At 69.3% G+C, this 22,690-nt stretch carries 25 protein-coding genes and 1 pseudogene; 16 read left to right on the top strand and 10 right to left on the bottom strand.

Annotated elements, in window-relative coordinates:
• Nucleotides 1-8: 8 nt before the first annotated feature.
• Nucleotides 9-292, bottom strand: a pseudogene (locus tag AC6F7H_RS15945) (SCO2521 family protein); the annotation flags it as partial.
• Nucleotides 293-314: 22 nt separating this feature from the next.
• Nucleotides 315-728, bottom strand: a complete 414-nt coding sequence (locus tag AC6F7H_RS15940) for an ATP-binding protein (RefSeq protein ID WP_500757633.1) — start codon at nt 726-728, stop codon at nt 315-317.
• Nucleotides 729-960: 232 nt separating this feature from the next.
• On the opposite strand from AC6F7H_RS15940, the gene AC6F7H_RS15935 reads away from it, so the two are divergent.
• The 7 genes from AC6F7H_RS15935 to AC6F7H_RS15905 all read left to right on the top strand — a co-directional run bounded on the left by AC6F7H_RS15935 (nt 961) and on the right by AC6F7H_RS15905 (nt 5,475).
• Complete coding sequence (locus AC6F7H_RS15935) at nt 961-1,812, top strand: helix-turn-helix domain-containing protein (RefSeq protein WP_500761846.1); 852 nt, start codon at nt 961-963, stop codon at nt 1,810-1,812.
• Between the two features lie 8 nt (nt 1,813-1,820).
• On the top strand, nt 1,821-2,021 hold the full coding sequence (locus AC6F7H_RS15930) for a DUF397 domain-containing protein (protein ID WP_500757632.1): 201 nt from the start codon (nt 1,821-1,823) through the stop codon (nt 2,019-2,021).
• A gap of 137 nt (nt 2,022-2,158) precedes the next feature.
• Nucleotides 2,159-2,986, top strand: coding sequence for an SAM-dependent methyltransferase (locus AC6F7H_RS15925; protein ID WP_500757631.1), 828 nt, complete (start codon nt 2,159-2,161; stop codon nt 2,984-2,986).
• A 235-nt stretch (nt 2,987-3,221) separates the two neighbouring features.
• Nucleotides 3,222-3,683, top strand: a complete 462-nt coding sequence (locus AC6F7H_RS15920) for a hypothetical protein (RefSeq protein ID WP_500761844.1) — start codon at nt 3,222-3,224, stop codon at nt 3,681-3,683.
• A gap of 7 nt (nt 3,684-3,690) precedes the next feature.
• On the top strand, nt 3,691-3,942 hold the full coding sequence (locus tag AC6F7H_RS15915) for a hypothetical protein (RefSeq protein WP_500757630.1): 252 nt from the start codon (nt 3,691-3,693) through the stop codon (nt 3,940-3,942).
• Nucleotides 3,943-3,979: 37 nt separating this feature from the next.
• Nucleotides 3,980-4,489, top strand: a complete 510-nt coding sequence (locus AC6F7H_RS15910) for a glutathione peroxidase (protein ID WP_500757629.1) — start codon at nt 3,980-3,982, stop codon at nt 4,487-4,489.
• 113 nt (nt 4,490-4,602) lie between these two features.
• On the top strand, nt 4,603-5,475 hold the full coding sequence (locus AC6F7H_RS15905; RefSeq protein ID WP_500757628.1) for a MerR family transcriptional regulator: 873 nt from the start codon (nt 4,603-4,605) through the stop codon (nt 5,473-5,475).
• Nucleotides 5,476-5,613: 138 nt separating this feature from the next.
• Here the strand turns inward: AC6F7H_RS15905 and AC6F7H_RS15900 are convergent, their stop codons facing one another.
• The 4 genes from AC6F7H_RS15900 to AC6F7H_RS15885 all read right to left on the bottom strand — a co-directional run bounded on the left by AC6F7H_RS15900 (nt 5,614) and on the right by AC6F7H_RS15885 (nt 8,422).
• The gene (locus tag AC6F7H_RS15900) at nt 5,614-5,805 is read right to left on the bottom strand and encodes a DUF397 domain-containing protein (protein WP_500757627.1); all 192 of its coding nucleotides are present in this window, start codon (nt 5,803-5,805) and stop codon (nt 5,614-5,616) included.
• A gap of 224 nt (nt 5,806-6,029) precedes the next feature.
• A complete protein-coding gene (locus AC6F7H_RS15895; protein WP_500757626.1) occupies nt 6,030-6,887 on the bottom strand; it encodes a helix-turn-helix domain-containing protein in 858 nt (285 codons plus the stop codon).
• A 338-nt stretch (nt 6,888-7,225) separates the two neighbouring features.
• The gene (locus AC6F7H_RS15890) at nt 7,226-7,984 is read right to left on the bottom strand and encodes a GOLPH3/VPS74 family protein (protein WP_109381324.1); all 759 of its coding nucleotides are present in this window, start codon (nt 7,982-7,984) and stop codon (nt 7,226-7,228) included.
• A 195-nt stretch (nt 7,985-8,179) separates the two neighbouring features.
• Complete coding sequence (locus AC6F7H_RS15885) at nt 8,180-8,422, bottom strand: hypothetical protein (RefSeq protein WP_500757625.1); 243 nt, start codon at nt 8,420-8,422, stop codon at nt 8,180-8,182.
• A 43-nt stretch (nt 8,423-8,465) separates the two neighbouring features.
• Here AC6F7H_RS15885 and AC6F7H_RS15880 point away from each other — a divergent pair, with 43 nt between their 5' ends.
• Both AC6F7H_RS15880 and AC6F7H_RS15875 read left to right on the top strand, forming a co-directional pair.
• Nucleotides 8,466-10,751: a D-alanyl-D-alanine carboxypeptidase gene (locus AC6F7H_RS15880; RefSeq protein ID WP_500757624.1), complete on the top strand. Its 2,286-nt coding sequence runs from the start codon at nt 8,466-8,468 to the stop codon at nt 10,749-10,751.
• Nucleotides 10,752-10,958: 207 nt separating this feature from the next.
• Complete coding sequence (locus AC6F7H_RS15875) at nt 10,959-12,857, top strand: DUF8823 domain-containing protein (RefSeq protein ID WP_500757623.1); 1,899 nt, start codon at nt 10,959-10,961, stop codon at nt 12,855-12,857.
• 89 nt (nt 12,858-12,946) lie between these two features.
• On the opposite strand, the gene AC6F7H_RS15870 is transcribed toward AC6F7H_RS15875, so the two are convergent.
• Nucleotides 12,947-13,621, bottom strand: a complete 675-nt coding sequence (locus AC6F7H_RS15870) for a response regulator (protein WP_500757622.1) — start codon at nt 13,619-13,621, stop codon at nt 12,947-12,949.
• Entirely contained in the window at nt 13,618-15,264 is a 1,647-nt protein-coding gene (locus tag AC6F7H_RS15865) for a sensor histidine kinase (RefSeq protein ID WP_109381328.1), read from the bottom strand. Before AC6F7H_RS15865 ends, AC6F7H_RS15870 begins: the two co-directional genes overlap by 4 nt.
• Nucleotides 15,265-15,361: 97 nt before the next feature.
• Between AC6F7H_RS15865 and AC6F7H_RS15860 the strand changes: the two genes are divergently transcribed.
• The 5 genes from AC6F7H_RS15860 to AC6F7H_RS15840 all read left to right on the top strand — a co-directional run bounded on the left by AC6F7H_RS15860 (nt 15,362) and on the right by AC6F7H_RS15840 (nt 20,029).
• Complete coding sequence (locus tag AC6F7H_RS15860; protein ID WP_500757621.1) at nt 15,362-16,363, top strand: Bug family tripartite tricarboxylate transporter substrate binding protein; 1,002 nt, start codon at nt 15,362-15,364, stop codon at nt 16,361-16,363.
• A complete protein-coding gene (locus tag AC6F7H_RS15855; protein WP_500757620.1) occupies nt 16,360-16,893 on the top strand; it encodes a tripartite tricarboxylate transporter TctB family protein in 534 nt (177 codons plus the stop codon). Before AC6F7H_RS15860 ends, AC6F7H_RS15855 begins: the two co-directional genes overlap by 4 nt.
• Nucleotides 16,893-18,407, top strand: coding sequence for a tripartite tricarboxylate transporter permease (locus tag AC6F7H_RS15850; RefSeq protein ID WP_500757619.1), 1,515 nt, complete (start codon nt 16,893-16,895; stop codon nt 18,405-18,407). Before AC6F7H_RS15855 ends, AC6F7H_RS15850 begins: the two co-directional genes overlap by 1 nt.
• Complete coding sequence (locus AC6F7H_RS15845; RefSeq protein WP_109383879.1) at nt 18,404-18,799, top strand: universal stress protein; 396 nt, start codon at nt 18,404-18,406, stop codon at nt 18,797-18,799. The genes AC6F7H_RS15850 and AC6F7H_RS15845 overlap by 4 nt, the downstream gene beginning before the upstream one ends.
• Before the next feature lie 93 nt (nt 18,800-18,892).
• Nucleotides 18,893-20,029: a DUF475 domain-containing protein gene (locus AC6F7H_RS15840; RefSeq protein WP_500757618.1), complete on the top strand. Its 1,137-nt coding sequence runs from the start codon at nt 18,893-18,895 to the stop codon at nt 20,027-20,029.
• Nucleotides 20,030-20,065: 36 nt separating this feature from the next.
• On the opposite strand, the gene AC6F7H_RS15835 is transcribed toward AC6F7H_RS15840, so the two are convergent.
• A complete protein-coding gene (locus AC6F7H_RS15835; RefSeq protein WP_500757617.1) occupies nt 20,066-21,181 on the bottom strand; it encodes an ADP-ribosylglycohydrolase family protein in 1,116 nt (371 codons plus the stop codon).
• A gap of 211 nt (nt 21,182-21,392) precedes the next feature.
• On the opposite strand from AC6F7H_RS15835, the gene AC6F7H_RS15830 reads away from it, so the two are divergent.
• Both AC6F7H_RS15830 and AC6F7H_RS15825 read left to right on the top strand, forming a co-directional pair.
• Nucleotides 21,393-21,674, top strand: coding sequence for a hypothetical protein (locus tag AC6F7H_RS15830; protein WP_500757616.1), 282 nt, complete (start codon nt 21,393-21,395; stop codon nt 21,672-21,674).
• Nucleotides 21,671-22,069, top strand: a complete 399-nt coding sequence (locus AC6F7H_RS15825; protein ID WP_500757615.1) for a PIN domain-containing protein — start codon at nt 21,671-21,673, stop codon at nt 22,067-22,069. The genes AC6F7H_RS15830 and AC6F7H_RS15825 overlap by 4 nt, the downstream gene beginning before the upstream one ends.
• A gap of 10 nt (nt 22,070-22,079) precedes the next feature.
• Here the strand turns inward: AC6F7H_RS15825 and AC6F7H_RS15820 are convergent, their stop codons facing one another.
• Complete coding sequence (locus tag AC6F7H_RS15820; RefSeq protein ID WP_500757614.1) at nt 22,080-22,661, bottom strand: hypothetical protein; 582 nt, start codon at nt 22,659-22,661, stop codon at nt 22,080-22,082.
• Between the last annotated feature and the right edge of the window lie 29 nt (nt 22,662-22,690).

The raw sequence follows: 22,690 nt of genomic DNA, 5'->3' as shown, positions 1-22,690 counted from the left end.
TTTCATCCTCAGGGCGTTGCGAAGTCCCCCCACAACAACCAGACCGCGTGAAGGGACAGTTGGTCGCGGATGCGCTGCACCAGGGTCTGGCACTGCCGGGTGAAGCCCTGGATCTCCTCCAGTGTGCCCCATAGGGGGCGAGTGCACGCGGCATCCACGGGTGCAGCAAGTGGTCGACGGCGGCCCGCAGCATCGGGATCGTGGTGGCACCCTCCGCCCCGCCCAGGCGGATACCGTCGAGCATGGTGAGCAGCCAGTCGTGAAGATCAAGGCCTTCGCAGAACCCGGCAATGCGGTCCGAGGAGGGGCTGGAGTCACCCAGCGGCTCCCAGCTCGCACCATACGTACTTGCCCCTGTTGCCGTCCCTGGCCAGCGGCTGCCAGCCCCACACGTCGGCGCAGGCCCGCACCAGCGCCAGGCCCCGCCCGTCCTCTTCCTCCAGTTCCGGGGTGAAGGGCCGCGGCGGCTCCGGCGGGGACGGGTCCGCGTCCCACGCCCCGATCCGCAGGACGCCGTTGGCCGACCAGCGCACCCGCAGCGCCGCCGGCCCCTTGGTGTGGCGCACGGCGTTGGACACCAGCTCCGTAGCCATCAGCTCCGCGACGTCGACCAGGCGAATCAGGCCGTGCATGGTAAGGATCAGGCGCAGGGTGCGACGGCAGATGGTGACGGCTCTCGGGTCGTTCGGGATGTACAGCGAGTACTCCCACGGTTCGGTTTCGGACATGCGAACTCCAGTTGGGTGAGGAAGTCGGGATGCGCTGCAGAGGACGGGCGACGGTGTCACTGCCGCCACGTCACGGCAGGACGAAGCGGTGCACTTCCGACGCCGCGATGACGCACAGCGTGGATGTTCCGTCACTGACGGTAGGCCTTAGATTTAACCTGACGCAAGCTGTTCGCGTAATCTGACGCCCGAACGAGTTGCATTGACAGGCACGTTGAGTGAAGGGCAACAGATGGGAACAAGGCGCGAACCGACAGCACGGCAGCTGCGTCTTGCCGTTGAGCTGCGCCGACTTCGCGAGGCAGCCGGCCTCAGTGCTCGCGATGCGGCTGCCCTGCTCGGAGTGAACTCGGTACAGATCAGCCAGATCGAATCCGGCACCACAGGTGTGAGCGAACAGCGACTACGCCGCCTCGCCGCCCATTACGCCTGCACGGACAGCAAACTGGTCGACTCCCTGGCGGTGATGGCGACCGACAGGGGACGCGGCTGGTGGGAGGAGTACCGGGGTCTCCTGCCCACGCCGTTCCTGGACCTGTCCGAGCTGGAGTATCACTCCACCCATCGATGGGACGTGGACTTCCTGCACATCCCCGGGTTGTTGCAGACCGAGGACTACGCACGGGCGCTCTTCTCGCGAAGGATTCCCGAACTTCCTGGTGATGAAGTTGAGTTGCGGGTGCGCCATCGCATGCAGAGGCGGTCAGCCATCGGGGACGCACAGCAGATTCCGTACGAGGCGCTGGTCCATGAGGCGGCTCTGCGCATCAGAGTGGGTGGCAGAGCGACATCGCGGGCCCAACTGAGCCGCATCCTGGAGCTGTCGGAGGCGGAACACGTGACCGTGCGCGTGATCCCCTTCGAACTGGAGGATTTCGCGGACATCACGGCCGACATGGTGTACCTGGGCGGAACCGTCCCGAGGTTGGACACTGTGCTGCGCGACGGCCCTCACGGCACCGTCTTCGTGGATTCCGAAGCACAACTCGGAGTGTTCCGAACACTTTTTCGTAGAGTGGAAGCAGTGTCACTCGATCCCGAGCGTTCGCGTGACCTTATCCACGGACTGGCCAAGGAGTTGTGAGACGCCCTGTGATCACTGCCGACAACTGGCGGAAGTCCTCCTACTCGGGCAGCGGCGACGGCAACGCCTGCGTGGAAATCGCGGAGGCGGACACCCGCATAGCCATCCGCGACTCGAAGCACCCGGCCCGTGCCGTCCTCTCCGTCCCCTCTCCGGTGTTCGCCGCCTTCGTCGACGGCCTGAAGGACCGGCCGAGCCACCCCGTGTAACATCCGGCACCCTTCTGCGCGGTGAAGTGGCTGGAACAGGTGCTTCGGTCGCTGGGTTTGCCGCCAACCAGGGTGAAATCCGGTCACGTTCGCCTACGTTGAGCGCACTGATCGCGCTCATCACAGGAGGCTCAGCCGTGTCGGAGGACACCACCCCGGACAGTGCCGGTTTCGAGACACGTGCCCGTATCGATACGACGAAGCCGCACTCGGCGCGGTTCTGGAACTACTTCGTCGGGGGCAAGGACAACTACAAGGTCGACCGGGAGATCGGTGACCAGATCAAGGGCATCTTCCCCGGCCTGGTCGACGTGGCCCACACCAGTCGACGGTTCCTCGGGCGGGCCGTCGGCCATCTGGCCGGGCAGCAGGGGATACGGCAGTTTCTGGACATCGGTACGGGACTGCCGACCGCCGACAACACGCACCAGGTGGCGCAGCGCGTCGCTCCGGACGCACGGATCGTGTACGTCGACAACGATCCGATCGTGCTGACCCACGCCAACGCCCTGCTGACCAGCACCCCCGAGGGCCGGACGGACTATCTGGACGCCGATCTCTACGATCCGGAGTCCGTCCTGCGGGCCGCCGCCGGGACGCTGGACATGTCCCAGCCCGTCGCGCTGATGATCCTCAACACGCTCGGCCACGTCGCCGACTACGAGCAGGCCCGTGATCTGGTGCGCCGGCTCATGGTGGGGCTTCCCTCGGGGAGTTACCTGGTGATCAGCGACAGCACGGCCACGAGCGAGGGCATGATCGCGGCCTCGAACGCGTACAACGCGAGCGGTGCCGTGCCGTACTACGTGCGCGAGGTCGATGAGATCGCCGGGTTCTTCGACGGCCTGGAGCTGCTGGAGCCGGGCGTCGTCCGGGTCCCGGAATGGCGGCCGGAGGCCGCTGCGCCGGGCGAGGACGAGGCTAAGGACGTGGACGCCTTCTGCGGGGTGGGGCGCAAGCCGTAGCCGGGAAGAGGAAGGCAGGTGGTGGGGGGCCGACCCGCGGGTCGGCCCCCCACCTGTTTCTCGCCCTCAGGGCCGACGGCCGGCACTGGCGATCCCGGGTAACGTTTCTGCAGGTCAGCGCAGCAATCACGTGATCACCTGTCATGGTGAAACCGCCCGACAGCAGACAACCAGAAGGGGCAATTCCTGGTTGTTCCCGACGTTCACCAGGAACAACCAGGAGGAGATCACCTTGATGCGGTCGCGTGTCGTACGCTTGGCCACCACACTCGCTGCGGCGAGCGCCCTCGTCGCCACGACGCCATCCGCGGCACATGCCGGCGCGATCGGGTCGGCACCGGTCCGCACCTTCGAGTACAACGTCGGTGGCGTGACGATGAAGATCCCGACCGGGTGCATGTTCACGCACGCCGTCCGCGGGAGCGGCAAGAAGATCACCTACCAGAACGCCGGTGTCGACTGTGCCTTCGTGGGCGCACTCAGCAGCGGCTTCTGCAACTGGCGCATCGACTTCACCTACACCGACACGAACAACAGGACCTACCGGACGTCCCGCGGCAGAACGCACAGCGAATGCAAGATCGACCCCATGCGCAACAACTCTCCACAGCGTCTGCCGCATTACGGCAAAGCGTGCGCCCACCTCTATGTCAACGGGGTGCGGCGGGTAAGCCAGTGTCACCACATCACGAAGTGAGATGTTCATGACCAAGCAGCATGGGCCGGATACAGGCCCGGGGTATGCGGAGCGCCAACGCCGGGCCGGGGTCGCGTCGTTCGTTGCGGGGCTTGTCGCGGCTCTCGCCTTCTTCGCTTTCTTCCCCGGGTTGCCGCATGTCATCGACTGGGGCGCCGTCCTCGTCTCCCTGGCCGTGGGTGCCCTTGCGCGCTGGGCTTGTCGGGCGTGGATGGCGCGGAGCGTGGAGAAGAAGGAGAAACACAGCGATCAGGTGTGATCGTCGTCTGTGCTCCCGGCAGGGTTAGCATCCGGGTATGACGATTGCAGAGACCAACGGTTCTTCTCCCCTCGATGTCGAGATCGGTGCTCTGAGCGGTGGGTCCGCCGGGCTGGGGCGGTATGCGGGGCAGGTCGTGCTGGTGGTGAACGTGGCCTCCAAGTGCGGGCTGACGCCGCAGTACGCCGGGCTGGAGCGGCTGCACGAGCAGTACGCGGCGCGGGGCTTCACCGTGCTCGGGGTGCCCTGCAACCAGTTCATGGGGCAGGAGCCGGGTACCTCGGAGGAGATCGCCGAGTTCTGCTCCGCGACGTACGGCGTGACCTTCCCGATGACCGAGAAGGTCGAGGTCAACGGGGAGGGGCGGCACCCGCTGTACGACCGTCTGGTCGACTTCGCCGACTCCGAGGGGCACAGCGGGGACGTCCGCTGGAACTTCGAGAAGTTCCTGATCGGACGGGACGGCAAGGTCGTCGCCCGGTTCTCGCCGCAGACCGAGCCGGAGGCGGCGGAGGTCGTGGCGGCGGTCGAGAGCGCGCTCGGCTAGGGGCTGCCGCCCCGGCTTCCGGTTCCGGTGGCCGCGTTGACCTTGTCCCTGGGGCAGGGTCCAGCGTTCGTGTCGTCGGGCGGACGGGCCGCCCGGCGACGGAGGATGGCGCGGTGGACCCAGAGGTGGACTCGGAGAGCGGGGAACTGCTCGGCATCGGCGCGTTCGCGGCGCGGGCGCGGCTGTCGGCCAAGGCGTTGCGGCTGTACGACCGGCTGGGGCTGCTGACGCCGGCGCGGGTCGACGAGGTCACCGGTTACCGGTACTACCGGACGGGTCAGGTCGAGCGGGCCCGTACGGTGGCGCTGTTGCGGCAGCTGGACATGCCGCTCGCCCGGATCGCCGAGGTGCTCGACGCGGACGACGGTGCGGCCGCGGCCGACCGGCTCGCCGCCTACTGGGCGGACGTCGAGGCGCGGGTCGCCGGGCAGCGGACACTCGCCGAATTCCTCCGTGGACGGCTCTCTGGGAGGAGTTCCGAGATGTACGGGAAGTTCGTGGTCGAGACGGTGGACGTGCCCCGGCAGGTGCTGATCACCGAGACGCGGCACACTCTGGCGGACGAGTTGCCCGCGTGGATCGGGGCCGCGCTGGGTCGGCTGGAGCGGGGCGCCTCGGAGTGCGGGGGTGTGGCCGGGGCGCCGTTCGTCGTCTATCACTCCGAGGTGTCGATGGAGAGCGACGGTCCTGCCGAGGCGTGTGTGCCGGTCGCCGACGAGGCGGCGGCGCGGGCCTGGACCGAGGCGCGGGGCCGGGCGTGGGAGACGACGGTGCGGGTGGAGCCGGCCCAGCGGTTGGCCTGCACCCGGATCACCAAGACTCAGGTGGCTCATCCGCAGATTCTGGCCGCGTTCGAGGCGGTGGAGCAGTGGATGGCGGCCGAGGGGCTGACGGCTGCGGGTCCGTGCAGGGAGGTGTACTTCGCGGACTGGGACGCCGCCGGGGTCGAGGATCCGGTGTGCGACGTCGCTTTTCCGGTGCGGTGAGCCGCTGAGCCGCTGAACTCACCCATGCGGGGATTCGTTCGCCGTGCCGAGAGGGTTACGGGGTGGGCCGAGCCCTCTCGGCAAGGACGGCGGTCTCGTCGAGAGGGCTCCGTGGAGCCCTGTTCGGGTCCGGCCTTCTCAGGCCTTCACCGAGGCCACGAAAGCGGTCCACGCGTCCGTGGGGAAGGCCAGCTTCGGGCCCTCGGGGATCTTGGTGTCCCCGAGTTCCAGTGCCTCCTCGGTGGTCGACCTGACCATCACGCACGCGCCGTTGTTGTTGGTGTAGGAGGACGTCGTCCACGTTTCCGTGGTGCCCAGACGAATTGCCATGTTCGCTCCGTAGCCAGTTGCTGAGTTGCTGTCACCGGGCTGCGCATTCCGGCAGGGACCCGCAGAACGGATTTCGCCAGCCCTCGTTCGTGGTTGGCGTGATCGACGCTACTCGTCGGCACCCTTCTCCAGCGGAGCCGTTCACTCGACTGGGTGACATATTCCAAGAGCACTTCCAGTCAGGCGTGTCAGCGATATAGCATCCCGCGCTCTCCCCCAGGGGGTCAGCGCGCGTAGTCCTTCGCGACGCGTTCCAGCAGCTGGCGGGACTGTTCCACGTTCAGGGACTGTGCCCTCAAGTGCTCGTACATCACGGTGTACTTCTGCACGTCGTGCGGCTTCTCCAGGTACAGGTCGCTGGTCACGCCCTCGATGTACACCACGCTCGAGTCGGCCGCGTCCGCGAACTCCAGGATGGAGTACTGGCCGTTGATGCCGGAGTGCGCGCCGACCTCGAACGGCAGCACCTGCACGGTGATGTGCGGCAGCTGGGACAACTCCATGACGTGCTCCAGCTGTTCACGCATGACCTGCCTGCTCCCGACGACCCGGCGCAGCGACGCCTCGTCCAGGACCACCCACAGTCGCAGCGGGTCCTTGTCGGCGGTGATACGGCCCTGTCGGCGCAGGCGCACCTCGACCCGCTTGTCGTTCTCCTGGTCGGACGACTCGGGCGAACCGCCCTGGACGATCGCCTCGGCGTACGCGCGGGTCTGCAACAGGCCGGTGATGATCTGCGGTTCGTAGACCCTGAGCGACTCCGCGTCCGTCTCCAGGCCGATGTAGACGCTGTACGGGATGTCGCCGAAGGCGTGCCACCAGCCCTGCTGGCGCGAGTCCTTGGCCATCTGCATCAGCGACTCGACGATCCGCTGGTCCTCCACCTCGTAGACTCCGCAGAGGTCTCGGACGTCACGCTGGCTGATGCTGCGCCGGCCGTTCTCCAGTCGGCTGATCTTCGACTGCGACACCAGCAGTCGTTCCGCCACTTCCTCGGCCGTCATGCCCTTGAGCTCGCGGAGCCTGCGGAGCTCCTGGCCCAGCCGGCGTCGCCTGACGGTGGGATTGACATTGGACGCCACGGGACGTGCACCTCCGGCTGCGTGCCTCGTACTTACTCGTACTTGCCACTTTGCGTATCTGGTGTTGAGCAGACTGCCACCAAGGTGCTTCCCACCGCTGGGAAACAGTGGATACGCGACCACTGTCCGGCAGTTCGCGGTGTGGTGACGCCACGGACCGGTGCGGGCGGGTAACGTCGACCGGTTGCGACGTCGACCAGTCGCGAGGTCCGCCGGTTCGCGGCACGCCGAGCGGGGCGGAGAGAGCCGTGAACTCTCTCCGCCCCGCTCGAGCAGCGGTTCCCGTGACCGGGTCTGCGGTGCCGTGGCCGAACCAGGGCCCGGTGGGCCCGGTCGGCCTAGTGGGCGGCGGCGCGCGCCATGGATCCGTGGCGCGGCTGGGCCGGTACCCCTCGGGCGGGTTCCGGTCCGCCCCGGCCGCCGGGGGTGGCCTGACGGCCGCCTGCCGGGGCCGCGCCACGGCGTGGCTGGGCCGCCACACCGTTCTGCACGTCCATCACGGCATGCGCCACCAGGCCGCCCATCGGGTCGTGCCGGATCAGGTCCCGCAACCGGGAACGCGAGGAGCGGCCCTCGTTCCCCGGGTACAGGTGCTTGCCGAGGCCCACCGCGTGCGCCAGTGCGGCGAGCGCAGCGGTCCGCGGGTCCGGCGGCACGCCGGTGCGGATCGCGGAGTCCAGCCGGGCCCTGATCTCCCGGCTGATCTCGGTGTCCGTCGCCTGGTAGCGAGTCGTCGGCAACACCCCGCACATCTGGCCGGCCACGGCATGCACCATGCCGCACCGCTCCAGATGCGAGAGGTAGGTCTGGCGGAGCCCGAGACGCGGCCCGCCGATCCAGTGGACGGCCCGAACCGGAGCGCCGCGCCTTCGCAGCAACTCCAACGCGCAGTCCAAAGTCGGATCTCCAGTCGGCCGTGGCACCACCACGGCGATACGATCCCCGTCCGGGGCTATCCGTCCGGCCAGCGCCAGCTCCACTAGCTGTGCTCCGGCCAGACCGAGGTCGAGCGACTGCGGCTGCGCAGTGGTACCCGTGGCCGGGTCCAATGCCAGCAGCAAAAGCTCTTCCGGAAGTGTTCTGCGGCTCCTGCCCATCCATGCCTCCCCGCGTGGATGAATGACAGGGTGACCCCTCTCACATCGGTCTGTCGAGGGTGCGTGACCGGTTCGTGAGGGAACCGACAGGTATGTCGTTCTCGTCTACCACGTGGGGGAAGCCCGTACACAGGACACTGGTACATGGTTCGGACAGCGCCGCTGAGCGTTGTTCCGGGCGGGCGAATTGCGGATTCACGGTTCGGTAGGCGTACGCGCGGACGCGCGACGCACGGAGGAGGCATCGGTGGCGGGCGAGTCCCCCGACAGGTCGAAGCAGCGCGAGTCGTCGGCAGAACCGACGCCGGGGAGCGCGGGTCCGGTTCCCGAGGCCAGGAGTGCGACGGAGGACTCCACGGAGAAGCGGGACCCCCGGCTGACGGTGAACCGGGACGCGGCGTCGCCGTCGACACCGTCGGAGTCATCCGCGTCGGCCAAGGGCTCCGCAGGGAGCGTCGATACGGCCACCCGGGTGCTGTCGGTGCGCGATGCGCGGACCGACGAGGAGGACCGGGAGGGCCGGGAGGACGAAGAGGCCTCGGATCCCGCCGAGTCGGGCTCCGAGGCCGAGGAGGCCGCACCCGACGGGCGTGACGATTCCACTGCGGATGCTGACGGGCGGCTGCAGGCCGTCGCCGCCTCGTGGGTGCGGTCTGCGGACGAGGCGGAGCGGACGGAGCAGGACGGGCCGGGGAAGGGCGCGGAGAGCCCCCGGAAGGCCGAGGACGGTGACGGGGACGGCACGGACGAACAGGACGGCCAGGACGGCCAGGACGGCGGCGAGAGCCTTGACGAGGGCTCAGACGAGGCTTCCGAGGCCGACGGTGGCGACGAGTCGGACGCGGAGGCCGAGACCGAGGCCGAGGTGACACCGGAGGCCGACGCCGACGCGGCCCCCGTCGTCGCCGACACCTCCACCGCCGATGACGACGGCGACGGCACCGACGCGGACGCGACCCCCGAGGCCGACGCGAACAAGGCGAGCGGCACCGACGACGTCGACGCCAAGTCCGCCGCCGGGACCGACGATGCTGCCCCCGGCGCGCCCCCCACCGATCAGCCCACCGCCGTTTTCAAGGCCCCGCGCCCCTCCGCGCCCGCCGTCGATCAGCCCACCACCATGCTGAAGCTGGGTGACGCGGCCAAGGACGCCGACAAGGCCTCCGAGAAGACGGACGACAAGGCGGCGGAAACCGACCTCGAGGGCGAGGACGGCGAGGACGAGGCCAAGGACAAGGGCCAGTCCGCCCCCGACCCCCAGCCCGAGTCCGCGGCCGAGCGCACCAGCAAGTTCGTGCCGCTCAAGGATCTGGACGACCCCGATGTGCGCAAGGCCCCAAGGGTCGGGGACTCCGTCACCACCGCGCTCCGGGTGCCGCCCTCCGCGTCGCCCGCCCCCGCGTCACCCACCACTTCCCCCGCCGCCGCCACCCGTTCGGTCCCGCAGGTCGGGCCGGAGCTGACGAGGCAGCAGCCGCTGCCGCCCAAGCCGCCGCTGGATCTGCTGGCCGAGCTGACCAACACCCCACCGCCGCCGGAGACCCCGCTGCGGACGGCCGTGCGACGGGTCAAGATCTGGACGCCGCTGGCCGTTCTGCTGGTGATCGTCTTCGCGGTCGTGCAGAACATGCGGCCGCTTCCCGCACCCACGCTCGAACTCACCGCCGAGGACAGTTACACCTTCGACGGCGGCAAGGTCGACATCCCGTGGCCGGCCGCCGGGCAGGCCGCGCTGGACGTGCAGGGCATCGGCACCTTCGGCTCCTCCGGTGAGCAGAAGCCCCTCCCGATCGCCAGTGTCGCCAAGGTCATGACCACGTATCTGATCCTGCGCGACCACCCGCTCAAGAGCGGCGCCGAGGGCCCGATGATCGAGATCGACGATGCCGCGGAGGAGCAGTCCGACGCCGAGAAGGAGTCGACCGTCATCGTGACCTCCGGTGACAAGATCTCGCAGCGGGAGGCGCTGGAGGCCGTTCTGATCGCGTCCGCGAACAACGTGGCGCGGCTGGTCGCCCGTTGGGACGCGGGGTCCGAGGAAGCGTTCGTCGAGAAGATGAACAAGACCGCCGAGGACCTCGGCATGAGCAATACGACGTACACGGACCCCTCGGGTCTGAACAACACCACGGTGAGCACAGCCGTGGACCAGGTGAAGCTGGCCAGGGCCGCAATGGAACTGCCGGCCTTCCGCGAGATCGCCGCGATGATGTCGTACGACGACTACAAGGGGAAAAACCACCCCAACTGGAACCAGTTGGTCGGGTCCAACGGCGTCGTCGGCATCAAGACGGGAACCACCACCTCGGCGCTCGGCAACCTCGTCTTCGCCGCGAAGAAGGAGGTCGACGGCGAGACGCGGACCATCATCGGTGCCGTGGTGCGCCAGCCCGAGGGCGGCGCCGACAACACGATCCTGGCCGGGGCACTCTCCGCGGGCGACAAGCTGATCCGGGCGGCACAGGACGTGCTGGAGTCGGCGACGGTGCTGAAGAAGGGCAGCGTCGTCGGGTACGCGGACGACGGGCTGGGCGGCCGTACGCCGGTCGTTGTCACCGAGGACGTCGAGGCCGTCGGCTGGCCGGGGCTGAAGGTGAAGCTGTCGTTCACCGGGAAGGATCTGCCGCACCAGGCGAAGGCCGGTACGAAGGTGGGCACGCTCACCGTGGGCGACGGCAAGAACAGCGCCGCCGTCGAGGTCCCGGTCGCCCTTCAGGAGGACCTCGTGGAGCCCGGCTTCGCAGCCAAGCTGACGCGTCTCGGCTGATCCACCCTGCTCCACGGCGAGCGGCGGGCATCGCGCCCCGCCGGTCGGTGCCCGCCCGGGCGCCGGTCGGCGGGGCGCGTGCTAGCGTCACGAAACGGGCAGGTCGCCGTGGCCGGGACGCGGATGTCAGCACCACGGCGGACGGCCGCGACCGCGAACGGAACGCGAACAGAAGAACAGAAGACGGGACACGGGGAGTGCCTTCAGGTGGCCACTGCGGAGCCGACACGCGCCGACGACGCCGATCCGGACCCGGAGTCCGGCCCGCGAATACACGCCTCGGAAGCAGACCGGCCGCCGGGCGGCACAACCGACCCTGAGCGCGACCCCGCCCCCACGCGGGTCTCCCGTCCCAGGGCCGTCGTCATCGCGGTGCGGGCCCGGATGCTGCGGCACCCGGTGCTGTCCGTCACCGCTCTCGCCGGCGTGCTGCACATCGTCTGGTTCTTCACCTTCGCGAACAGTGGCGGCGACCTCGCGGCGCAGGACGCCTGGGCCGAGTTCGTCGGCCGGCACCCCGACTCCGCGTACAACCTGGCCTGGTACGGCGGCATGCACCCGGTGTCGTACAGCGTGGTGTCGCCGTACCTGATGTCGCTCCTCGGTGTGCGGACGACGATGATGCTCGCGGGGACGGCGTCGGCCGCGCTGCTGACGATGCTGCTGATCCGCAGCCTCCCCGGCCTGCGCAACCCCCTGTGGGCGGCGCTCGCGGGCGTGTTCGGGCTGCTGGGCAACGCGGCCTCGGGGCGGGTGACGTTCGGGCTGGGCATGATGTTCGGGCTGGCCGCGGTCGCCGTGGTGTTCTGCTGGCCGCACCGCTGGCGTTACAAGCGCTGGGCGAAGGCGCTGTGCGCGGCACCGCTGGCGGCGCTGGCCACGATGTCCTCGCCGGTCGCGGGCCTGTTCGTGGGGCTGGTGGCGGTGGCGCTGTTCCTGCAGAAGCGGCGGCCGGGGGCGTGGGCCCTGGGGCTGGGGCCGACCGTGGTGGTGGCGGTGTCGGCCTGGATGTTCCCGTTCTCGGGGACGCAGCCGATGGGGTTCGGCTCGGTGGTCCTGCCGCTGGTGTTCTCGGTCCTGGTGGCCGTCCTGGTGCCCCGGGAGTGGCTCACGGTCCGGATCACGGCCGCGGTGTACGGACTGGGCGTGGTGCTGGTCTGGCTGGTCAGTTCGCAGATCGGTTCCAACATGACGCGGCTGGCGATGCTGTTCGCCGGGATGGCGCTGGTGGCGGCGCTGCCGTTCGCGGTGCCGCGGAGCCTCAAGTGGTACGCGATCGTCGTGGCGTCCGTCGGGTTCGTCGGGTGGATCGGCTTCAAGTCGGCCGACGACGTCGTGCACACCACGCCGGCCGCGTCGTGGGCGCGTGAGCTGGCGCCGCTGGTGAACGAGCTCCAGGAGGTCGGTGCGGAGCGGGGGCGGGTGGAGGTCGTGCCGGCGCGTTCGCACCGCGAGGCCTCGGCGCTCGCGCCGTACGTCAATCTGGCCCGGGGCTGGAACCGGCAGGCCGACATGGAGCGCAATCCGCTCTTCTACGACGACACGCTCAACTCGGCGAACTACCACGAATGGCTGAAGCGCTGGGCGGTGCACTTCGTGGTGCTGCCGAAGGACGAGCCGGACGGTGACGGCGGCCAGCGGGAGCGGGAGCTGGTCCAGCGGGGGCTGCCCTATCTGAAGCAGGTCTGGGGCGACGCGAACTGGCAGCTGTTCGAGGTGAGCGAGCCGACCCCGCTGGCCGAGCCGAACACGGTCGTGGAGCGGGCCGAGCAGGGCGGGATGACGATGCGGGTCGAGAAGGCGGGCCGCGTCCTGGTGCGCATCCCGTACTCGCCGTGGCTGAGCATCGTCGACGCGGAGGGCGACAAGCTGGAGCCGCCGCAGGAGACGGAGGAGTCCAAGGAGCGTTCCGACGGGGACGGCTCCGGGGCCGCGGAGGACGTGCCGAAGACGTACGACAACGTCAACGGCTGCCTGATGGAGACGGAGGAGGACGCGAACGGCGACAAGTGGACGGTGCTGCTCGCGCCGAAGCCGGGCACGTACCGGCTGGCGGCGCCGTACACCGTGCCGCGCGGCACACCCTGCCCGGACGAGCTGCGCTGACGCACTGCGCTGACGCTGATCGGCGGAGCCCTCGCAGGCATGCCCCGCCAAAGGAGGAGGACGAGCCGGCGGGACCGAAAGAAACAGTCTCAGGCGCGCCAACCGTAACGGCGCTCGGGTCTGCCGGCGACTCCGTACCGCAAGGACACCTCGGCGCGGCCGGTGTCGTTGAAGTATTCGAGGTAACGGCGGGCGCTGACCCGGGAGACACCGGTCCGGGCCGCGCACTCGGCGGCGGACAGCGTTTCGTCGGTACCGCACAGTGTGCGTTCGATCAGCTCTGCGGTCTCCACGCTCATGCCCTTCGGCAGCGCGGCACTCGGTACCGGCAAGCTGGCCCCGGTCAGCACCCGGTCCACGTCGGCCTGGCCTCTGACTACTGTGGTGAGCAGGCTGTTGCGCTGGGCGGCGTACCGCTCGAGACGAAAGCGCAGGTCTTCGAATTCGAACGGCTTCAGCAGGTAGTTGACAACGCCCTGACGGACGGAGCGGCGGACCGCGTCGGCCTCGCGCGAGGCGCTGATCACCATGACGTCACAGTCGTGCCCGGCGGTCCGCAGGCGTGGGATGACGTCCAGGCCGAACATGTCCGGAAGATAGAGGTCGAGCAGGACCAGGTCGGGGCGCAGCTCGCCGACGGCCGCGATCGCCTGCTCACCGGTGTTCGCCGTGCCGACGACCCGGAAGGGCTCGACGCGGTCGACGAAGGTCCGGTGGACACCTGCCACCATGAAGTCGTCGTCGACGACCAGTACATCGATCATCGGGAGGCTCCTTCCGGTACCGCGCCGGCCGGGTTGCCGACGGACATCCTCGCGGTGAACATGGCGCCGTCGGGCGTGTTGGCCACCGCGACCTCGCCGCCGTGGCGCTCGCAGACGAGCCGGGTGAGCGCCAGCCCGATGCCGCGCTCCCCCTCTTGGGCGGCCTTCGTCGTGAAGCCGTGCAGGAAGACCTCCTGGGCGAGTTCGGGCTCCACGCCGGGGCCCGAGTCGCGCACCACGATCTCCACGCTGGAGGCGTCCTGCCGCAATTCGACCTCCACCCAGGCATCGTGGCCGTCACCGCCCGCCGCCGCGGCGTCGACGGCGTTGTCGACGAGGTTGCCGATCACCGTCGCCACGTCCACGGAGTCCTCCGGCGCCAGCCGACCGAGCGCCGTGTGCTCCGAGACGCGCAGCACGACCTTCCGTTCAGCCGCGAGTGAGGACTTCGCCATCAGCAGAGCGCTGACGGCCATGTCGCGGACCCGTCTGGTCAGGGTCGTGTCCAGTGACTGGCGGTGTCGGCTCAGCGCGCGGACGTACTGCACCACCTCGTCGTGCTGACCGATCTGGATCAGCCCGGAAATCGTGTGCAGCTGATTGGCGAACTCGTGGGCCTGCGCGCGCAGCAACTCGGCGGAGCTGCGGAACGATCCGATCTCGCGTTCCATCTGCGCCAGTTCGGTGCGGTCCCGCAAGGTCGTGACCGAGCCGAGCCGGCGGCCGTCCTTGGTGACGGTCATCCGGTTCATCACCAGCACCCGGCCCCGGCGTATGACGACTTCGTCGCGCCGCTCGGTCGTGTCATCGGGGGATCCGGCGAGCACGTCGTGCAGTCGGCCCTCGATCCGGAGGTCGGCCAGGCTCATCCCCACACAGTGCTCGGGCAGATCGAGCAACCGCCTGCCGACCTCGTTCACCAGGGTGAGCCGCAACTGCGGGTCGAGGGCGATCACGCCTTCCGCGATCCCGTACAGCATCGCCTCGCGGTGCTCGGCGAGCCCCGCGATCTCGCGTGGCTCCAGACCGAAGGTCTGGCGTTTGGTACGCCGGGCCAGCAGCCACGATCCGATCAGACCGAGCCCGCTCGCAATGCCGAGGTAGGCGAGCAGATACGACGACGCGCCGCTCAGCCGCTGCCAGATCGTCGGTGACGCCTCACCGATCATCACTGTGCCGAGGTGCCGGCCGCGGTCCGGTTGAGTCGCTTTGAGCACCGGCACCTGGGCCACCAGCTCGTGGGCACCGTCCAGGACCAGATCCCCCGACCAGCCGCGGGCCTCGGCGACGCCGGGGCCGAGCGACAGCCTTGTACCGATCACCGTGGGATTCGTGGAGCTGACGATCCTGCCGCTGCTGTCGGCGACCGTCACGGAGGTGACGCCTGACTGGGTCAGCGTGGTCTGCACGAGCGGGGCGAGCGTCTCACCCGGCGCCGGCCGGCCGAGCTGGCTGGACACCAGGGGGTTGCCGGCCAGTTGCTCGGCCAGCGCGGTGACCCGGCGTCCCTCGACCCGGTTGAAGGTCGCTTCCGACTGGGCCAGCGAGACGGCGGCGACCGCCAGCAGCACCACCACGATGATGGCGAGCTGGAGTACCAGCAGCTCGCCCGCGAGGGTATGGCGGCGAAAAGTTACGACCACAATGAACTCAATCTTTAATGCTGACACAACACAGACGTGGTGTCTCACGAGTCGCACAATCATGGCGTCCGACTGCCGGAAGCGAAAGAGACAAGCCATGAGAACTCGCAGAGCTGCTGTCGTCAGTGCCCTGGCCACCATGTCCATGCTCGCGGTAGGCGCCTGCGGCGCCACCGCGGAGAAGAAGGAGACGGGCAAGAGCGACGAGCCCGTCACCGGACTGCGGATCATGGTCCCCAACACCCCGGGCGGCGGGTACGACACCACCGCGCGGACGGCGGCCAAGGTGCTGGAGGACACCAAGATCGCGTCCGGTGTCCAGGTGTTCAACCTCCCGGGCGCCGGCGGCACGGTCGGTCTGCAACGCACCGTGAACGAGAAGGGCAACGGCAAGCTCGCCATGCAGATGGGGCTGGGGGTCGTCGGTGCCGCGTACGCCTCGAAGTCGAAGGCGACGCTCTCGCAGACCACGCCGATAGCCAAGCTGATGGAGGAGGCGGGCGCGATCGTCGTGCCCAAGGACTCTCCGTACAAGACGATCGACGATCTCGTCACCGCCTGGAAGAAGGACCCCAAGAGCGTCGCGGTCGGGGGCGGCTCGTCGCCCGGCGGACCGGACCACCTGCTTCCGATGCAGCTCGCCAAGACGGTCGGCATCGACCCGAAGAAGGTCAACTACATCGGCTACGACGGCGGCGGTGAGCTGCTCCCGGCGATCCTCGGCAACAAGATCGCCTTCGGGGCCAGCGGTTTCGGCGAGTTCCTCGACCAGATCGAGGCGGGTCAGGTGCGAGTGCTCGCGGTGACCAGCGAGAAGCCGATCGACGCCCTCGATGACGCCCCGACGCTGAAGTCCTCGGGGATCGACATGGTCTTCACCAACTGGCGCGGAATCGTCGCCCCGCCCGGCATCAGCGACGCCGACAAGAAGGTCTGGATCGACTCGCTGACCGCGATGCACGGCTCCGAGGAGTGGAAGGCCGAGCTGACCAAGCACGGCTGGACCGACGCGTTCACCACGGGCGACGAGTTCGCCACCTACCTGACTGAACAGGACAAGACCGTCGCCGACATCCTCACAGAGCTCGGTCTGGCATGAGTCTGGACGTCGATGAGCGCACCGCTCCCGAGTCCCGCCGGCCCCCGGGAGCGGACCGCGCACAGTACGGCGTGTGCGCGTTCCTCGCCCTGCTGGGCGTACTGGTGATCGTCGACGCCACCGGGATCGCGCACACAACGAGCAGCACCGACCCGATCGGGCCGCGCACGGTACCGGTACTCCTCGGCGTACTGCTCCTTCTGATCGCCCTCGTGTACGTCGTCGACGTCGCGCGGGGCGGCCGCGTCGAACCGGAGGGCGGCGAGGACGTCGACCTGACGAATCCGATCGACTGGCGCACCGTGCTGCTGATGGTCGGCGCGTTCGTCGTCAACGCGGTACTGATCGAACCCCTCGGCTGGGTGATCAGCGGGACCCTCCTGTTCTGGGGAACGGCCTTCGCCCTGGGCAACCGGCACCACCTGCGCAACCTGGCGATCGCGGTGGCGCTGTCACTCATCACCTTCTACGCCTTCGCGATCGGGCTCGGCGTCTATCTCCCGGCCGGCGTGCTGCAAGGAATCCTGTAATGGACAACCTGAATCATCTGCTCGACGGGTTCGCGCACGTCGTCACCCCGATGAACCTGCTGCTGGCGCTGATCGGCGTCACCATCGGTACGGCGGTCGGGGTCCTGCCCGGCATCGGCCCGGCCATGACCGTGGCCCTGCTCCTGCCCGTGACGTACGGAATGGAGCCGACCCAGGCGTTCATCATGTTCGCCGGCATCTTCTACGGAGGCATGTACGGCGGTTCGACCACCTCGATCCTGCTGAACACGCCCGGCGAGTCGTCCTCGGTCGTCACGGCCATCGAGGGCAACAAGATGGCCAAGGCCGGCCGGGCGGCGCAGGCGCTCGCCACCGCGGCGATCGGCTCCTTCGTCGCCGGCACGATCGGCACTCTGCTGCTGGTGTTCGTCGCCCCCATCGTGGTGGATTTCGCGGTCGGCCTCGGCGCACCGGACTACTTCGCGATCATGCTGCTGTCCTTCATCGCGGTCACCGCGGTACTCGGCTCGTCGCGCATCCGCGGGTTCGCCTCGCTGCTCGTCGGCCTGGTGATCGGCATTGTCGGAATCGACTCGGTCTCCGGGCAGCAGCGGCTCACCTTCGGCGTCCCCCAACTCGCCGACGGCATCGACGTGGTGGTGGTCGCCGTCGGCATCTTCGCCGTCGGTGAGGCCCTCTGGGTGGCGGCGCATCTGCGGCGCAAGCCCGCGGGGGTGCTTCCCGTCGGCGTGCCGTGGATGGGCCGGGAGGACTGGAAACGGTCCTGGAAACCCTGGCTGCGCGGCGCCGCCTTCGGGTTCCCCTTCGGAGCCATGCCGGCCGGTGGCGCGGAGATCCCGACGTTCCTGTCGTACGTCACGGAGAAGAAGCTGACCAAGTACCCCGAGCAGTTCGGCAAGGGGGCCATCGAGGGAGTCGCCGGCCCGGAGGCGGCGAACAACGCGTCCGCGGCGGGCACCCTGGTGCCGATGCTCGCCATCGGACTGCCGACGAACGCGACCGCCGCGGTGATGCTCGCGGCGTTCCAGTCGTACGGCATCCAGCCCGGCCCGCTGCTGTTCGAGCGCGAGTCGGGGCTGGTCTGGGCACTGATCGCCAGCCTGTTCATCGGCAACCTGCTGCTGCTCCTGCTGAATCTGCCGCTCGCGCCGGCCTGGGCCAAACTGCTGCGGATACCGCGCCCCTATCTGTACGCGGGGATCGTGTTCTTCGCATCGATGGGTGCCTACGCGGTCAACGCCCAGCCGCTGGACCTGTTCCTCCTCCTGACGCTGGGACTGCTCGGTTTCGGAATGCGCAGATTCGGGCTGCCGGTGCTGCCGCTGATCGTCGGCGTCATCCTCGGCCCCCTCGCGGAACTGCAGGGCCGACGGTCGCTTCAGCTGTCGGGTGGCGAACTGTCCGGTCTGCTGGGCGGACCGGTCTCCTATGTGATCTACACGGTGATCGTGCTCGTACTGGTCTGGCCGCTGGTCCACCGGTTCGTCGTGCGTCCACTCGTCGAGCAACGGGCCCGAAAGGGGCGATCATGACGGTACTGGTGGGATATGTGCCCACGCCGGAGGGAGAGGCGGCCCTGCGCGCGGGAGTCGACGCGGCCCGCGCCCGGGGCGAGAACCTGCTGGTGGTGAACACCTCGCGAGGTGACGCGTACGTCGACCGCGGTTTCGCGGAGCGGACAGACCTCGACCAGGTCCGACGGGACCTGACCGAACTGGGCGTCGACTTCGACATACGCCAGGTGGTCGGCGGACGCGACGCCGCCGAGGAGATCGTCGAGCTGGCGGGGTCCGCCGGGGTGTCCCTGGTGGTGATCGGGCTGCGGCACCGCAGCCCGGTCGGCAAGCTCCTCCTGGGGTCCTCGGCGCAGCGGATCCTCCTGGACGCGCCGTGCCCGGTCCTCGCAGTGAAAGCGGATTCCTGACACACCCCTGTGACACACCGTCACCCCGGGGTGCGCCGTGGTCGGCGACGCGCGAGGTCGCCGGAGCCCCCTCCCTAAACCGATTGGGTACCAGTGGTTCTGAAAACCTTCGGCTGGTCGTTCGCGGTCACCGCGCTCGGTCTGGTCGCAGCGATCCTTTTCGGGGGGTGGACCGCCTTTGGCATCGTGGCGATCCTGTCGATCCTCGAGATCTCGCTGTCCTTCGACAACGCGGTGGTCAACGCCGGGATCCTGAAGAAGATGAATGCCTTCTGGCAGAAGATCTTCCTCACGGTCGGCATTCTGATCGCCGTCTTCGGCATGCGGCTGGTCTTCCCCGTCGTGATCGTCGCCATCAGCGCCCAGCTCGGTCCGATCGAGGCGGTCGATCTGGCCTTCAGCGACAAGGACCGGTACCAGCAACTCGTCACCGACGCCCACCCGTCGATCGCCGCGTTCGGTGGCATGTTCCTGCTGATGATCTTCCTGGACTTCGTGTTCGAGGACCGGGAGATCAAGTGGCTGACCTGGATCGAGCGCCCGCTCTCCAAGCTCGGCAAGGTCGACATGCTGTCGGTCTGCGTCGCGCTGATCGTCCTGCTGATCGCCTCCCTGACCGTCGGGGCCAACGCCCACCAGCACGGCGGCCTCCATGTCGACAAGGCGGAGACCGTCCTCCTCGCCGGCATCGGGGGTCTGATCACCTACATGATCGTGGGCGGACTCTCCGGCTACTTCGAGGACAAACTCGAAGAGGAGGAGGAACGCGAGCACGAGGAGGAGGAGAAGGCCGTGCGCGCCGGGAAGCCCCGCTCGGCGGTCGCGCTGGCCGGCAAGGCCGCGTTCTTCATGTTCCTCTACCTGGAGGTCCTGGACGCGTCCTTCTCCTTCGACGGTGTGATCGGCGCCTTCGCCATCACCAACGACATCGTGCTGATGGCCCTGGGCCTGGGCATCGGCGCCATGTACGTCCGTTCGCTGACGGTCTACCTGGTCCGCCAGGGCACCCTCGACGAGTACGTCTACCTGGAGCACGGCGCGCACTACGCCATCGGCGCGCTCGCCGCCCTGCTGCTCGTCACGATCCAGTACGAGATCAACGAGATCATCACCGGCCTGATCGGTGTCGTCCTGATCGGCGCCTCCTTCTGGTCCTCCGTGCGCCGCAACAAGGCGATCGCGGCGGCCGGGGGGACCCCGGAGAAGACCGAGGTCCCGTCCGGGGTGTGACCGGCCGTCGGACGCGGTGCGCACGTAGGGCCCCCGCTATGCCCGCGGGTATCTCGCCAGCCAGGCCGGGGACGAGTCGGCGGGGCTGTGCAGGGCGGGGCCCTGGGTCATCTCCATGGCGAAGTCGTCGGCGAGTTCCAGGATCGTGGGACGGCCCTCCAGTTCGGCCAGCCAGGCCGGTGGGAGGGCCGTCTCGCCGTGCAGGGCGCCCAGCAGCCCGCCGGTCAGCGCGCCGGCCACCGCGCTCGGCCCGTCCTGGTCGGCGGCGAGGCACAGCCCGTGCCGTACGTCCTCCCCCACCAGGGCGCAGTACACGGCGGCGGCGACGAGCCCCTCCGCCGTGCCCGTCCCGGCGAGCTGGGTGACCCGCTCCGGGGTGGGCATCCCCTGCCGCACGGCGCCCAGGGCCTGCTGCAGGGCGTCCGACACCGGCTGGTGCCCCGGCCGGGCGGCCAGCAGCGCGAGCGCCCGCTGCACCGCCGCGTCCAGGCTCTCGCCCCGGGCCAGCCCGTGCACGATCACCGCGTACGCGCCGGCCGCGAGGTAGGCGGTCGGGTGCCCGTGGGTCTGTGCCGCGCACTCCACGGCGAGCTGGGCGACGAGCTGCGGCTCCCAGCCGACGAGCAACCCGAAGGGCGCCGAGCGGGCCGCCGCCTCGGGCCCCGCCTCACCGGGGTTCCTGGGCGACTCGGGCGTCCCCATGGTCCCGTCCCCGAGCCCCAGCAGCAGCGCGCGGGCCGGGTCCCGGCGGGCGTAGAGCCACTCCTCCCGCGCGAGCCAGCCGTCCTCCGCCCGGCGCTCGTCCGGCCCCCAGTCCCGTTGCGTGGTCGCCCAGCGCAGATACGCCCGGTGCAGATCGGTCGGCGGATGCCAGGCGCCGGTGTCGCGCCGTATCTGCGCGCGGATCAGCCCGTCCACGGAGAACAGGGTCATCTGGGTGAGGTGCGTGACGGCCCCGCGCCGGTCGTGGGCGGGGACGAGTCCGGTGATCCCCGCGGCGCCGTGCGCCTTCCGGATCGCGTCGGTGCCCATCCCGTCCACGGGCGCGCCCAGGGCGTCCCCGAGGGCGACCCCGAGCAGCGTTCCGCGCACCCGGCTGCGGAAGTCCTGCTGCTCGCGCCGCCCCCACACGGGCCCGGCAGTCGCGTCCACCCAGACCTCCCAGGCCACCGTGCGTACGTGCGACGCCCAGCACTGTAACGAACGGGAGTGACCGGTTCAGTACGCGGTGAGGTACGGGAGCGGTACCCGAAACAACTGAGCCTGACCATTACTGGCCACCTGCGCTCAACCGCCACCGACCGTCCCTGCACTGCCCATGCAGCCAGGACGCTTATGGCATTTGCGATGCCATAATGGGTCCATGGCAGACGACGACACCGAATTTCCTCCCGGCAACGGCCCCAGCAGCGGCGTCTCCGTCACCCTCACCGCCGGCACCCTGCAGGCGATCCGGGAGCGGGTCGGCCGGCGGGGTGTCTCGGCGTATCTGGAGAGGGCGGCTCAGCGGCAGATCGAGCGGGATCAACTGGATGAGCTGATCGCCGCCTTCGAGGAGGTGCACGGGCCCGCAGACCCGGAGGCCGTGGCGGCCAAGCGCGCCCGGCTCACCGGAGAGGACTCCGGGGCGGGGGTCGCCGCGTGAGCGGTGCTCTGGTCCTGGACAGCGAGGGGCTGGCAAAGGCCGTGCAGCGGGACCGGGAGGTTCACGAGTGGCTGTCGGCCGCCCGTGACGCCGATCTCCCCGTGATCACCTCCGCCGCGGTGTTGGTCGAGGTGATCCATCCGAAGATCAACGATGCGGCGCTGCGGTGGACGCTCTCACGTGTGCGCGTGGAACCGGTCGCCCAGGCGCTCGCCCAGTCCGCTGCCGCTCTACTGCGTACCGCCGGCCTGCACGGCCACAAGTACGCCATCGATGCCATGCTCTGCGCGACCGCCCTGCAGTACCCCGGTCGGGTGACGATCCTGACCTCCGACGTGGAAGACGTCGGCCTCCTCACCTCCGGGCATCCACGCGTGGCGGCCGAGAAGGTCTGAGCTCACACGGTCACTCGACGACCCGGACCGTGGTGCCCGGGGTGCCGAAGGTCCACAGGGCCTTGCCGTCCGCCTTGCCCACGCGGATGCCGCCGGTCGTCCGGCCGTCGGGCGGTGGGGGTGAGGAGCCGTCGACGGCGTTGGAGAAGGCGATGGAGACGCCCGACTTGGCGGCGAAGTAGATGACGTGCTCGACCTCGACGCCGTCGCTGCCGGTCGTGGCCTCGGTGCGGGTGCCGATCGTGTACGTGCCGGGGTCGGGGGAGATTGTGCCCGGCCAGACCTCGAAGGAGCGGCGGGGGGCGTCGCTGGCGTCCACCAGCCACACCTGTTTGTCGTCGAGGGAGTAGACGATCCGGCGGCCGGTGCCCGAGTCGGCCGGGACCGCCTCCGACTCCGCCTCCGTCCCGGTCTCCTTCTCCTTCGGTTCGGCGGACGGTTTCGCGTCCGCCGTCGCCGACGCGCTCGGGCGGCTCGTGGACGCGGTGGGCTTCGGCCCCTGGTCCGCCTGGACGGCCAGGACCGCCACCGCGGCTATCGCCCCCGTGGTCAGCCCGGTCACCCAGGCCCACGAAGGAAGACGGGCAGGCACCGGTACGCATCTCCTCAGCTACGAGAACC

It is taken from the genome of Streptomyces sp. MMS24-W38 (assembly GCF_059889265.1).
The sequence above is the reverse complement of the archived record's forward strand: the minus strand, read 5'-3'. Positions and strand labels throughout refer to the sequence as shown.